Annotated in this window: 13 protein-coding genes; 4 read left to right on the top strand and 9 right to left on the bottom strand. The window is 68.5% G+C overall.

The window, feature by feature from the left end:
- Positions 1-49 precede the first annotated feature (49 nt).
- The 5 genes from C5F75_RS24765 to C5F75_RS24740 all read right to left on the bottom strand — a co-directional run bounded on the left by C5F75_RS24765 (position 50) and on the right by C5F75_RS24740 (position 4,863).
- Positions 50-481, bottom strand: coding sequence for a DUF1090 family protein (locus C5F75_RS24765; protein ID WP_089465519.1), 432 nt, complete (start codon positions 479-481; stop codon positions 50-52).
- 229 nt (positions 482-710) lie between these two features.
- A complete protein-coding gene (locus C5F75_RS24760; protein ID WP_089465520.1) occupies positions 711-1,886 on the bottom strand; it encodes a LysR family transcriptional regulator in 1,176 nt (391 codons plus the stop codon).
- 61 nt (positions 1,887-1,947) lie between these two features.
- Positions 1,948-2,676 (bottom strand): aspartate/glutamate racemase family protein, encoded by a 729-nt coding sequence (locus C5F75_RS24755; RefSeq protein ID WP_059582532.1) that lies wholly within the window; start codon positions 2,674-2,676, stop codon positions 1,948-1,950.
- Between the two features lie 23 nt (positions 2,677-2,699).
- Positions 2,700-4,250, bottom strand: a complete 1,551-nt coding sequence (locus C5F75_RS24750; RefSeq protein WP_081066422.1) for an NCS1 family nucleobase:cation symporter-1 — start codon at positions 4,248-4,250, stop codon at positions 2,700-2,702.
- Positions 4,251-4,503: 253 nt separating this feature from the next.
- On the bottom strand, positions 4,504-4,863 hold the full coding sequence (locus C5F75_RS24740; protein ID WP_226094059.1) for a hypothetical protein: 360 nt from the start codon (positions 4,861-4,863) through the stop codon (positions 4,504-4,506).
- A gap of 87 nt (positions 4,864-4,950) precedes the next feature.
- Here C5F75_RS24740 and C5F75_RS24735 point away from each other — a divergent pair, with 87 nt between their 5' ends.
- Complete coding sequence (locus C5F75_RS24735; protein ID WP_089465521.1) at positions 4,951-5,502, top strand: DUF3005 domain-containing protein; 552 nt, start codon at positions 4,951-4,953, stop codon at positions 5,500-5,502.
- A 128-nt stretch (positions 5,503-5,630) separates the two neighbouring features.
- Here the strand turns inward: C5F75_RS24735 and C5F75_RS24730 are convergent, their stop codons facing one another.
- Positions 5,631-6,392, bottom strand: coding sequence for a DUF4397 domain-containing protein (locus tag C5F75_RS24730; RefSeq protein ID WP_059582525.1), 762 nt, complete (start codon positions 6,390-6,392; stop codon positions 5,631-5,633).
- 527 nt (positions 6,393-6,919) lie between these two features.
- Between C5F75_RS24730 and C5F75_RS24720 the strand changes: the two genes are divergently transcribed.
- Positions 6,920-7,252: a hypothetical protein gene (locus C5F75_RS24720; RefSeq protein ID WP_060311159.1), complete on the top strand. Its 333-nt coding sequence runs from the start codon at positions 6,920-6,922 to the stop codon at positions 7,250-7,252.
- Between the two features lie 116 nt (positions 7,253-7,368).
- Here the strand turns inward: C5F75_RS24720 and mmsB are convergent, their stop codons facing one another.
- The 3 genes from mmsB to C5F75_RS24705 form a co-directional block, all read right to left on the bottom strand.
- Positions 7,369-8,259 (bottom strand): 3-hydroxyisobutyrate dehydrogenase, encoded by an 891-nt coding sequence (gene mmsB, locus C5F75_RS24715; protein ID WP_089465522.1) that lies wholly within the window; start codon positions 8,257-8,259, stop codon positions 7,369-7,371.
- A gap of 17 nt (positions 8,260-8,276) precedes the next feature.
- A complete protein-coding gene (locus C5F75_RS24710; RefSeq protein ID WP_059639251.1) occupies positions 8,277-9,803 on the bottom strand; it encodes a CoA-acylating methylmalonate-semialdehyde dehydrogenase in 1,527 nt (508 codons plus the stop codon).
- Between the two features lie 121 nt (positions 9,804-9,924).
- Entirely contained in the window at positions 9,925-11,244 is a 1,320-nt protein-coding gene (locus C5F75_RS24705) for an MFS transporter (protein ID WP_089465523.1), read from the bottom strand.
- Between the two features lie 158 nt (positions 11,245-11,402).
- Between C5F75_RS24705 and C5F75_RS24700 the strand changes: the two genes are divergently transcribed.
- Together C5F75_RS24700 and C5F75_RS24695 are read left to right on the top strand one after the other, a co-directional pair.
- The gene (locus tag C5F75_RS24700; RefSeq protein WP_089465524.1) at positions 11,403-12,362 is read left to right on the top strand and encodes a LysR family transcriptional regulator; all 960 of its coding nucleotides are present in this window, start codon (positions 11,403-11,405) and stop codon (positions 12,360-12,362) included.
- 98 nt (positions 12,363-12,460) lie between these two features.
- Complete coding sequence (locus tag C5F75_RS24695; protein ID WP_089465525.1) at positions 12,461-13,252, top strand: uracil permease; 792 nt, start codon at positions 12,461-12,463, stop codon at positions 13,250-13,252.
- Positions 13,253-13,291: the final 39 nt, after the last annotated feature.

The raw sequence follows: 13,291 nt of genomic DNA, 5'->3' as shown, positions 1-13,291 counted from the left end.
TCGCACTCACGCGGCGCCTGTGAGCCGGTGCGTCGTTTGACGCATCCCGTCAGCCTTTCAGTGCGTCGCGATCGACTTGCGCGTCGTGCAGCTTGCGCATGGCGTCGCGCAGCCTGGCCTGCTTGTCGGCGAGCTTGCGTTGCGCGTTGTTCGACTTCTTTGCATCGCCGAGCGCTTCGGCTGCATGGGCTCGTGCCTGTGCGTCGCGCACCTCGTCCTGCGCGTGCTGCAGATCGCGCTGCTTGTCGGCGACCTTGCGCTCGGCGCGCGCGAGCTGGCCGGCGTCCGTGCAATTGGCCTTGATCTGTTCGAGCGCGGCCTGCTGGCGCATCGCCTGATGCGTGTTGCCGAATCGCTTCGCGTTGTCGATCTGCGTCTGCAATGCACGAATGCGTGTCGCGCAATCTTGCGTATCGGCGAAGGCGCCGGTGCTCGCGAGCAGTGCGGCGGGAATGGCCAGGATAACGAGCGTTTTCTTCATGGTGGGGTTCTCGACAGGATAGCGGCCGGGTGAATCAGCGATGCGATACGGTCGCGGCGATGTTTCGAGAACGCATTCTGACGATTCGGTACCGGGCGCGTAAATAGGATTAGTCTGACTTGAGTCCGAATAGGGAATCGCACGGACCATCCGCGCGTGCACGGGTTGAGCAGCGAATCGTTGCAGCCGCGGGCGGCGGAAGGGGAACGCCGCGTGACGCCTGCGCCGGTCAGTGCGGTTTCGTCGCGAGGCGATGGATGCGTGCCGCTTGCGCGACGCGCGCCGGGTGGGACGCGTGACCATGCGCGGCCGGTGTGCGGCGCGGGCGACGGGTCGGCTCCGAGGAGTCGGCGACGTTCGGTGCGGTTTTCGCGGTATCCGCATCGATCCCCGAAGCGGCGATCGCGGCGACGGCCGGCAGCGTCGCGTCGGCGTCGAGCCATGCGCGCGTCGCTTCCGCGATCAGCCCGCGCAGCCACCGCACACCTTCCACACACGATCCCGATTCGTTCCACGTCATCCGGTACACGATGTCCGGCGGTTCCGCCGGCAGCGCGACCGCGGCGAGCGGCAGCAGCTTCGCGTAGTGCCGCGCGAGCCGGTAAGTGGTGGTGAGGATCAGGTCGGCGCGCACGAGCGCATGCGCGGCGAGCTCGAAATGCGGCAGCGTGACGGCGATGCGCCGCTGCAGGCCCACGCGTTCGAGCTGCCGGTCGATCGCGCCGGACGCTTCGAGCCACGACGGCGTCGGGCACAGCTGCGGCGCCGCCGCGAACGCGGCGGCCGTCATCGCGCCGCGCCGCGCTAGCGGATGCGCCGCGCGCATCAGGCACACGACGCGGTCGTCGAACAGGTCGTCCTGACGGAAGCGCGACCGGCGCGCGGGCCGGTTGTCGATCACGACGTCGAGCTCGCCGTCGGCCAGCGCGCGCTCGTCGTCGAACCCGTCGCCGAGCGGATGAAACACCAGTTGCGCGTTCGGCGCACGCTCGCGAAACAGCGCAACGAGTTTCGGCACGAACAGCACGTTCAGGTAGTCGGGGCAGCCGATCCGGTAGGTACGCACCGACGTGCGCGCGTCGAACGTCGGCTGCTGGATGCGGATGAAATCGATCACGCGCAGCGCGTTGCGCAGCGGCTCGATCAGTCGCGCACCGAACTCGGTCGGCACCATCCCGTAGCGGCTGCGCACCAGCAGCGGATCGCCGAGCAGCGTGCGCAGGCGCTTGAGCGCGGCGCTCGTCGCCGGCTGCGACATGTTCAGGCGCACGGCCGCACGCGACACGGTACGCTCGGTCAGCAGCACGAGCAGGATGCGCATCAGCCGCGCATCGAGCACGTCGAGCGCGCCCGAGTCGTCGGACGCGTCGCGGGGCGGCGCGGCCGGGTCTAGCGGATCGCGCATGTCGATACGCGTCCCGGCGAGGCGAGGTGGCCGCGCGACGCGGCGGCCGGCCGGCGGCCCGTCATTTCGCGAAGGTGCCCGGCCAGCCGACGATCCGCTTCGGGCGCGGCGGCGCGTAGGTGCGGACCTTCGACGTCTTCAGCTTCAGGCGCACCAGCGACTCGGCGAGCGCGACCGCGGCCGATACGCCGTCGACGACCGGCACGCCCGTGCATTCCTCGATCTGCCGGTCGAGGCCGGCCATCCCGCCGCAGCCGAGGCAGATCACTTCCGCATGATCGTCCCGCACCGCGCGCTGCGCCTCGTCGACGATCGACTCGATCGCGCGCGCCGGGTTCTCCTCGAGTTCCAGCACCGCGAGACCGCTCGCACGCACCGACGCGCAACGCGCATCGAGCCCGGCGAGCTTCAGGCGATCCTCGATCAGCGGCACCGTGCGGTCGAGTGTCGTGACGACCGAGTAGCGATGGCCGAGCAGCATCGCGACGCTCGCGGCCGCTTCGGTGATGTCGACGACGGGCGCCGTCAGCAATTCCTGCAGCCCTTCGCGGCCGTGTTCGCCGTAGCCGGCCTGGATCACGGCATCGTACGGTTCGTCGTAGCTCATCACGCGATCCATCACGGCGATCGCCGCGAGGTAGCTCTCGAAGTTGCCTTCGACCGACTCCGCGCCGAAGCGCGGCGTGAGCCCGACGATCTCCGTGCCGGGCGACGCGGCGGCCTGCGCCTGCGCGGCGATCGCGTCGGTGATCGACTCGGTCGTGTTGACGTTGACTACCAGGATCCTCATCCGTGACTCCGTATGCGTGTGTATCAGTGTCGCGCGCAGGCAACCGCGATGTGTTCGCCCGAGCGCGCTTCGTATTGCCGCTTGCGATCGGCCAGCAGCCAGTACACGCCGCCCGCGATCGCCGCGCCGAGCAGCCACGAGAACGGCGTCATCGCGCTGAAGGCCGGTACGACGGCGAGCGTGATCGAAATCAGCGCGGACGGCACGAGCGCCGCGAGCGCGTTGCGGTTCACGCCGCGCGTGTAGAAGTAGGCGCCGGTCGGCGCTTCGGAATAGAGATCGGGCACGTTCACGCGCTGCTTGCGCACGAGCCAGTAGTCGACCGTGATGATCCCGTACAGCGGGCCGAGCAGCGCACCGAGGCCGGACAGGAAATAGACGATCACGATCGGGCTGTTGTACAGGTTCCATGGCAGGATCAGCACGGCGATCGTCGCGCTGATGAGGCCCGCGCGGCGAAACGACAGGCGGTGCGGCGCGAGGCTCGTCAGCACGAAGGCCGGTGCGACGAAGTTCGCCATGATGTTCACGGCCACCGTCACGATCAGGAACGCGAGGCAGCCGAGCACGAGGAACAGCTTGTTCGGCACCGTCGCGATGATTTCCGTCGGGCTGTGGATGACGTGGCCGTTCAGCTTGAACTGTGCGCCGGCAAGCACGAAGCTGATCGTCGCGAACACGAGGATGTTGACCGGCAGGCCCCAGAAGTTGCCGACGCGCACCGTCTTCGCGCTCGGCGACGAACGGGTGAAATCGCAGAAATTGAGCACCAGCGTGCCGTAGATCGCGAGCCACAGCGCGCCGCCCGCGAAGATTTCCGTCCACATCTTCAGGCCGGTCATCGGCTTGCCGATCGACATCGCGAGGTGGCCGCCGGTGCGGCTGAACATCCACGCGGCGAGCGACAGCGTCGTGACGAGGATCACCGGGCCGGCGAGCCCCTCGTACTTGCGGACCATCTCCATCCCGTACGTGAGGATGCCGATCTGCACGAGCCAGATCGCGACGAACGTGATCCAGCCGAGCGTCGACAGCCCGAAGATCGCATTCCGGTCGAACGCGGCGAGGCCCGGCCAGATCGCGGTAAGCAGCACGCGCAGCACGACCGACGCGAGATAGGTCTGGATGCCGAACCATGCGATCGCGATCACCGCGCGAATCATCGCGGGCAGCATCGCCCCGTAGATGCCGAAGCTCATCCGGCTGATCACCGGGAACGGCACGCCGGTTTTCTGGCCCATGTAGCCGGTGAGATTCATGAAGCAGTACACGAGCACCGCGCCGATCGCGAGCGACGCGAGCATCTGCCAGCCCGACAGGCCGAGCGCGAACAGCCCGATCGCGAACGAGTAGTTCGCGATGTTGTGCACGTCGTTGGTCCAGAGCGCGAAGATGCTGTAGCGGCCCCACGTCCGGCCTTCGGCCCGGGTCGGCGCGAGATCGGGGTTGTGCAGCCGCGGGCTCGGCGCGGGCTCGCGCGCGGCCGTATCGTGTCGATGCGATGCGTCGTCCGCGCCGAGCCCGATGCTCGCGCGGTGGATGGCTTCCAGTTGCACGCCGTTGTCTCCTTCCATGTGCGGGGCGCGAAACCGGCCGCGTATGCACGCGCCGCGGGCCCGGCCGCCGTGGACGTTATGTGTCGGATTTGTTCGCGAGTATGGGCGGCAGGTACGGCGATGGGAAATTAAATATTCGGCTGGGGGGCATTCAAAAAACAAATGGAACGCGCCCGGCCGCGCCGCCCGGCGCGCGGCACGCAAATTGCGGGTCAACGGGTTCCATTCACATCGACATCAGCGGAGGTGTCATGCAGCGATATTCATTTCGTCACGTATCGCGAGCCGTCTTCGCCGGCATCCTGATCGCGGGCCTCGCGGCAGGCGCCGGCTGCCAGAAGAAGAGCGACAACGCCGACTCGGGCGCATCGAGCGGCATGTCGGCCGCGCCTTCCACCGCGCCTTCCACCGCACCGTCGGGCATGCCCAGCAGCGGGGCGGCCGGCAGCAGCGGCGATACCGGCGCGAGCCTGCCGGGCGCGGCTTCGGCGCCGGCCGGCGCGAGCGGCGGCGGTTGACCCGCGTTCAGGCGGCAGGCGGGCGGCGCGCGAGCGTGTCGCCCACTTCCCGGCCGCTGCAGTGCCCGGCGGCAGGTGCGCCAGACGGACGACGCGCGCGCAGTGGTGCGCATGAAAGATTTGCAAGGATCGTTGTAGCGATTTCCGGCCTGGCGGCGACGGCGTGACGCCGGCGTGCGTCGGCCGGCCAAGGAGGTGCGATGCAGAACGCGGAATCGAACCCTACCCCCGAAAAGCAGCGGGAACAGATCGAGAAGAGCCCGGTGAAGACGCCGGCCGCCGGCGACATGCCCGACGCGGCGACCCAGGCCGAGCAGGTCGCGCGGCGTCCGCTGACGCCGGAGGCAGTCGCCGGCAAGATGCCGACCGGCCTGCCGAAGATCGACGTCGACGCGCATGCGGTCGACAGCGGCGATCCGGTGCGTCGGGCCGCCGGCCGGATCGTCACGCTCGACAACGCGAACATGGCGATGACCGACAACACGGTCGACGTCGACGGCAAGGGCATGGAGGCGCGCACCGGCGCGTCCGAACTGCAGGACAACGTGATCTATTCGAACGCGTCGCTCGACGAAGCGGTCGCTACGCCCGACGAAGGGCTGGGCGGGATCGAGAGCCGGCCGTCCGGCAACCTGCCGCAGATCGCGACGCGGCCGGGCTGGCGCGTGCGCCATGTCGGCGACGTGGATATCGCGCACGGCGACGGCACGCGTGCCGAGCACGTGATCTGCCTGGAGCGGGTGGACGACTGATAGCCGGCATTGATGCCGGCGTTTGATCCCGCGACGTTTGATCCCGCGACGTTGGATCCCGGTATACGACACGCGGCGGCCGATGCAATCGCACCGGCCGCCGCGACCGTTTTCGGACCCTTGCCGCGTTACTGCGGCCCCAGCTCCTGCGCGGACGTATCGGCGTCGTTGCCCTGCGCGACCAGCACGTGGATGTCGTTCGGCGTCACGTCGCCGATGCCGCCGGACGGAATCGTCAGAAGCAGCCAGTCGGCGTTGTTGCCTATGTTGACCGGTGCGGTCTTGAGGATCGGCGACTTGCTGCCGGCCGTCGTCACGACCACCTGGTAGGTGCCGCCGTTCAGGTAGACCGAATCCTGCGTCGTTGCCGGCACGGCATTCTGGTAGGCGGCGCCCGCCATCGTCGGACTGACCGTCGTGATGTCGGTGCCCGGCGCCACGACGTACACGTCGACGTTCTGCGCATTCGGCGACGCGTTGAAGCTGCGCACGCGCGCCTTGTCGGACAGCAGCCCCTTGTCGTACGGATCGTCGATGACGGAGATCAGCGACGTCGTGCTCGGCAGCGCGATCGTCGTGTAATGGTGACCGTTCGCCGCGCTGAACGACTGGGACGCGATGGTCGTCGTCGTGCCCGATACGTCATAGCTCGCGGTCTGATTACCCGAATCGATGTCGTGATAGCGCGTCACGCCCTTGTAGGCGACGCCCGCCTGGTCGACCTTCGCATTCAGGTAGTAGTCGAGGTTCGGGCCGGCCGGCACCGCGTTGATGAAGCGCGCCTGCGGCTTCGAGATGCCGAGTACGGTCCCGGCGTCGTCGCCGCCGCCGCATGCCGTGAGCATGGAAATGACCGAGCACAGGGCCACTATCGTTCGTATTGATTTCATGTCGTCCTCTCGTTCAGGAAACCTGTATTGCGATGCGGGACCGCCGCGTGAAGGATCGCGCGGGGCGCAGCGCCGGTTGGAAGGAAGTTGGCTGTCCGCCGGAGGGCGGGCGCGAGGGTGACGCAATCGACGTGCCTGCGGGAAGACCAGGCGCGACGGACGCAGGCGGGCGCGCACTGGCCGGGATGGCGGCGCGAGGCGCGGGCGCGAACCGCGTGAGTGGCGCGGTTGTAAAAAGGGCGTGGCGCGTGCGGTCGCTAACCGGGCGGCATAGGCAAGCGCCAGTGCGCAGCCGATCCCCATGCCCGCCGGGGGCTGACTCATCCCACGTGGCCAGCGCGCCGGGCGAAATGACCTGCCGCACGAAAACGATGGCCGGCGACGGCTGTAATTCTTGCCGGGTTCGACCATCGTTTAACCATTCGAAACAATGTGTTCACCGAAAGGGGCATGATCTCCGGCGATCGAGCAGGCATACTGTCGCCTATGTTGCTCAATGCGCGCCGAACGGCGTGCGCTTGCCCTCCATGTCCATTCCAGTCTCTTTTCGAACCGTGCGATGGTTGACCATTGCGGCTACTGCGTGCTTGCTCGCCGCGTGTTCGACCGCTTCCGACGTCACCACGACGTCGAACCCGAACGTATTCACCGTGACGACGCGCACGCTCGGCGTGTCGACGACATGGGCCGACGCCCACGCGAAGGCCGTCAGCGAAGCCACCAACTACTGCTCGCAGCGCGGGATGCGCGCAAGCGTGAAGCAGGAATCGCTGACCGGCGGCCGCCGCGTCGACGCGCGCTCCGAACTCGCGTTCGAGTGCCATCCGACCTTCGAGACGGCGTCTAACCCGCGCGGTTGACCGGCCGGCGGCATGACTGCGCCGCCCGCGTTTTCCTTCCCCCGCATGGCAAACCGACCCGCGATGCCGTATCGGCACATCGCGGGCCGGCGCACGTCCGGCGTCGGCCGGGCGGGTCAGGCCGGCTGCGCCTCGTACAGCTTCACGCACGCGGAGAAGTCGAGCGTGCCGAGCCCCTGCTGGCTCATCGACTGATAGAGCTGCTGCGCGAGCGCGCCCATCCACACCGGCTGATGCGCGCCGCGTGCGGCTTCCGTCGCGAGCCCGAGATCCTTCAGCATCAGGTTCGCCGCGAAGCCGCCCGCATAGCCGCGCGCGGCCGGCGCCGCGTCGCTCACGCCGGGGTACGGGTTGTACGTGTCCGAACTCCAGCAGCGGCCGGTCGACGTGTTGATGATGCCGGCCAGCACGGCCGGATCGATGCCGAGCGCGGCGCCGAGCGCCATCGCTTCCGCCACGCCCATCATCGAGATGCCGAGCAGCAGGTTGTTGCAGATCTTCGCGATCTGTCCGGTGCCGGTGCCGCCGCAGTGCACGACGTTCCTGCCCATGTCGAGCAGCACCGGGCGGATGCGCTCGAACAGCGGGCCGTCCGCGCCGACCATGAAGGTCAGCGTGCCGGCCTGCGCGCCGCCGGTGCCGCCCGACACGGGCGCGTCGGCGAGCGGGAGGTCGCGCCGCGCGGCGGCGTCGGCCACCGCGCGCACGGTGCCGGGGTCGATCGTGCTGCAGTCGACCAGCGTCGCGCCGGCGCGCGCGCCGGCCAGTACGCCGTCGTCGCCGAGGTAGACGGCGCGCACGTGCTGCGCGGCCGGCAGCATCGTGATGATCAACGCGCCGCGCGCGGCGGCGTCACGCGGCGACGCCGCCGCCGTCGCGCCCGCGCGCACCGCGGCGCCGACCGCGTTCGCGTCGAGGTCGAACACCGTCAGCGCGTGGCCGGCCTTGAGCAGGTTGGCGGCCATCGGGCCGCCCATGTTGCCGAGTCCGATGAAGGCGATTTCCATGTCCGGGCTCCGTCGGGTCAGCGCAGCGCGATCGTCGTGTTCACGCCGCCGGCCGTCGCGTCGTCGTCGAACCAGCGCGCCGTGACCGTCTTCGTCTGCGTGTAGAACTGCACGACCTGCTTGCCGTACGGGCCGAGATCGCCGAGCTTCGAGCCGCGCGAGCCGGTGAAGCTGAAGTAGGGCACCGGCACCGGAATCGGGATGTTGATGCCGACCTGGCCGACGTCGATCTCGCTCTGGAACTTGCGCGCGGCCGCGCCGCTCTGCGTGAACAGGCCCACGCCGTTGCCCATCGGGTTGCGGTTGACGAGCGCGATCGCTTCGTCGAGCGTGTCTGCTTCCATCACGACCACCACCGGCCCGAAGATCTCCTCCTTGTAGATCGACATGTCGGTCGTCACGCCCGAGAAGATCGTCGGGCCGACGAAATTGCCGTGCTCGTAGCCGGGCACCTTCACGTCGCGGCCGTCCAGCAGCAGCGTCGCGCCTTCGTTCACGCCGGCGTCGATCAGCGACAGGATGCGTGCCTTCGCCGCCTTCGACACGACCGGGCCGACGTCGGTGCCGGCTTCGGCGCCCGCGTTGACCTTCAACGCCTTCGCCTTTTCGACGAGATCGGGCAGCCAGTCGCGCGCCTGGCCGACGAGCACGACGACCGACGTCGCCATGCAGCGCTGGCCGGCCGCGCCGAAGCCCGCGCCGACGAGCGCGTTGATCGACTGCTCGCGATGCGCGTCGGGCAGCACGACCGCGTGATTCTTCGCGCCCATCATCGACTGCACGCGCTTGCCGTGCTGGCTGCCGAGGTTGTACACGTGCGTGCCGACGCGCGTCGAGCCGACGAACGAGATCGCCTTGATGTCCGGGTGCGTGCACAGGCGGTCGACCACCGTCTTGCCGCCGTGCACGACGTTCAGCACGCCTTGCGGCACGCCGGCCTCGATCGCGAGCTCGACGAGCTGCATCGTCGACAGCGGGTCCTGCTCGGACGGCTTCAGCACGAACGTGTTGCCGCACACGATCGCCATCGGGAACATCCACAGCGGGATCATGCCGGGGAAGTTGAACGGCGTGATGCCCGCGCACACGCCGATCGGCTGGCGCAGCGTGTAGGTATCGACGCCGCCCGCGACGTTCTCCGCGAATTCGCCCTGCTGCAGCGTGCCGATCGAGCACGCGTGCTCGACCACTTCGAGGCCGCGGAAGATGTCGCCCTGCGCGTCGGGCAGCGTCTTGCCTTGTTCGGCCGTCAGCGTGTGCGCGATCCGTTCGAGATTGCGGCGCACGAGATCCTGGAACTTCAGCATGATGCGCAGCCGCGCGCCGATCGGCGTCGTCTTCCAGGTCTGGAACGCGCGCTGCGCGGACGCGATCGCGGCATCGACCTCGTCGAGCGTCGCGTACGGCACGCGGCCGATCACTTCCTGCGTCGCGGGGTTGACGATGTCGCCCCATTCGGCGCTTTGCGAATCGACGAACGCGCCGTCGATCAGCAGCTTGGCGGTGGGCAGGGCGAGGGTGGTCTGGGGGACTGCGGCGTTCATGGCATGCTCCGGGGAAACGGTGTGACGATGAAAAAGGGGCTGCGTCCGCCGCGCGCGCAGGCATGGCGGGCGGCAGGTCGAACTGAAATCGAATGAATGCGGGCGCTGCGAGCCGGTCGGCTTACGTCCGCGCCGGACGCATCAGCGCGGTACAAGCAAGCGCGAACACGCCGAAGCCGACGAGATACGCGATCACGTAGTGCGGCTGGCCGCCGCCGGCCTTGAGCAGCGACGTCGCGATCATCGGCGCGAAGCCGCCGCCGATCACGCCGGCGAGCTGCACCGACAGCGAGATGCCGCTGTAGCGGATTTCCGCGGGAAACTGCTGCGCGAACAGCAGCGATTCCGGCGCATAGAGAATCGGGAACACGACGCCGAGGCCGAGCACGATCGCCCACCACGCGGTCGACGTCTGCTGCGTGCCGAGCATCATGAAGAACGGCGCGGCGAACGCGCACATCAGCACGAGGCCGATCGCGAACATCCGGCGCTGGCCGATGCGGTCGCTCAGATGCCCGCACAGCGGCATCGTCACGAGCGACAGCGCGGCGCCTGCCGTGATCGCGTGCAGCATCTCGGCCTTCGGCAGATGCAGCTGCTGCGTCGCGTAAGCGAGCGCGAACGTGACGACCATGTAGAACCACGTGTTCTCGGCGGCGCGCGCGCCGACGATCGTCAGCACTTCGCGCGGATGGCGGCGCAGCGCGGCCGTCACCGGCGATTTCTCGGCCTTGCCCTGGCGCTGCATCTTCTCGAAGTCGGGCGATTCGGGCACCTTCGCGCGGATGAACCAGCCGAGGCCGACGAGCGCGATGCTCGCGAGGAACGGCACGCGCCAGCCCCACGACAGCATGTCGGCTTCCGGCAACGCGGCCACCGCGGCCATCGCCACCGACGACAGGATCAGGCCGAGCCCGACGCCCGTCTGCGGCAGGCTGCCGAACAGCCCCTTGCGGCCTTTGGGCGCGTGCTCGACGGCCATCAGCACCGCGCCGCCCCATTCGCCGCCCACGGCCATCCCCTGCAGGAAGCGCATCGCGATCAGCAGCGCGGCGGCCCAGTAGCCGATGCTGTCGTACGACGGGATCAGCCCGATGATCATGCTCGGCACGCCCATCAGCAGCAGCGTGATCATCAGCATCGACTTGCGGCCGATACGGTCGCCGAAGTGGCCGAACACGATGCCGCCCATCGGCCGCCCGATGAAGCCGACCGCGAACGTGCCGAACGCGGCGAGCGTGCCGACGACCGGGTCCAGCGACGGGAAGAAGATGCGGTTGAACACGAGCGCGGCGGCCGTGCCGTACAGGAAGAAGTCGTACCACTCGATCGTGGTGCCGGCCATGCTGGCCCAGCCGGCCAGCAGGTGGTGCTTCGCGGTGCGCTCGAGCGCCGGCGTCGCGATGGTCGCATGCTCATCGAGGGTGGATCGGGTCTGCATGGTGTCTCCGGTTTTATTGCCCGCGGCTCATGGTCCGCAGGTCACGGTCGAGTATAGTTATGCGCGGATTCATGATGTACCGACAAAGAAACCGGTTGGATGTGCATTTATGCATATCGACGGCCGGCCCGGAGACGCCCGCCTTTTTCCCCTCGCCGATGCGACATGCCACCGAGCCGGTTTCCGGCAACCTGAACTGGGACGACCTGCGCTTTTTCCTCGAAGTCGCGCGCACGCAGCGCGCGAGCGGCGCGGCGAAGCGTCTCGGCGTCGACTACACGACCGTCGCGCGGCGCATTCGCGCGCTCGAGGCCGCGATGGGCACGCTGCTGTTCGACAAGTCGCGCTCCGGCGGCTTCACGCTGACGGCCGAAGGACAGCGGCTCGTCGCGTATGCGGACGCGATGGAGACGACCGTGCAATCCGCGTGCGATCAGGTCGCGAACACCGGCGAGGCGCTGTCGGGCCACGTGCGGATCGGGTCGACCGAAGGGTTCGGCTGCTTTTTCCTCGCGCCGCAGCTCGCGCGGTTCCGCGCCGCGCATCCGCACGTGACGGTCGATCTGCTGCCGGTGCCGCATTTCGTCAACCTGCCCAAGCGCGAGGCCGATCTCGCGATCACGCTCGAGCGGCCCGAGCGCGGGCCTTATGTGGTCACGAAGCTGTGCGACTACCAGTTGCGGCTCTATGCGACGCGCGACTATCTGGCGAACCACGCGCCGATTACCTGCACGGACGATCTCGCGCGGCACGCGTTCATCAGCTACGTCGACGATCTCGCGTTCAGCAACGAGCTGCTGTACCTCGATCGCGCGGTCCCCGGCGCGACGGCCGGGTTGCGCACGACGAGCGTGATCGCGCAGGTTTTCGCGGCGCTGCAGGGCGGCGGCCTCGCGATCCTGCCGTGCTTCATCGCGGCCACGCAGCCGGCGCTGGTGCCCGTGCTGCCGAACGACGTGGTCGTCACGCGATGTTTCTGGCTGACGTGCCGCGAGGATCTGCGCAAGCTGCGGCGCGTGACCGCGCTGTGGGATTACCTGCGCGCGGCGGCGGATGCAAACCGTGCGTTGCTGGCGGGGGAGTCGGGGGCGCTGAGGTTCGTTGGCGAGCCGGCATAGCGGGTTGCACGCGCGTCGCGACGGCGGCGCGATCGACATGACCGACGTGGATGACGAAACAGCCGGCGGCGATTCGACCGGCTATCGGGGGGAGGCAGATGGCTTTGACGCATGCGGGCAAGGTTTTCGTGGTGTGCGTGGTCGTATTCGGCGTGGCCGCTTACTGGCTCGCGTCGCGCATGGTGCGCCGCCAGACGGGCGGCAAGCGCGGCTCCGGCGGCGCGGTCGCGTTCTGGTGGCTCGTGTGTTTTTGCCTGGTGTCGCTGTTGTTCCCGTTCGCGTACTGGATCGGCGACGAGATTTACGCGCTTGCGGTGTCGCCGACGTACGAAGCGACCGTCGTGTCCTACCAGTCGGAGTGGGACACCTGCGAGCGCCGCGAAAGCTCGGGGCGAACCTCTTCGTACCGGTGCATCAAGTACACGTCGATCCTGGAAGCCGTGATGCCGAATGGCGAGCGCATCGTGCTGCCCGGCAACATCCGCTCGGGCGCCGTGCCCGAAATCGGCGAGAAGGTCGATGTCGTGTTGCCGCAAGGGGCGCGTCAACTGCACGAGCGCAGCGTGCGCAGTATCGGCCTGCTGGCCGGCGGCGCGGTGATGGTCGCGATCATCGGGTATTTCGTCTATCTGATCGCGGCGTACGGGGCCGGGAAGAAAATCGACAGCGCGGCCCGCTTCGGCATGGCGGCGGTGGTGAACGGGCTCGTGCCGCTCGGCGCGCTGCTGATGGAAATCGCATTCCTGAGCGTGCCGTACCGTTACTGGGTGCACGGGAATCCGCAGCAATGGCCGGTGTGGGTGCTCGCGCTGGGCATGCTGTTCGCGCTGGCGCTGCTGCCGTTGCTGCTGCTCTATGCGCGGGCCGCATGGCGGGCGGTCGTGAAGTAACGGCGCCCCGTCGCCTCGCGGTCGCGGCGCGGGGGGGGG

Source organism: Burkholderia anthinoferrum (assembly GCF_002925705.1).
Taxonomy (GTDB): Bacteria; Pseudomonadota; Gammaproteobacteria; order Burkholderiales; family Burkholderiaceae; genus Burkholderia; species Burkholderia semiarida.
The sequence above is the reverse complement of the archived record's forward strand: the minus strand, read 5'-3'. Positions and strand labels throughout refer to the sequence as shown.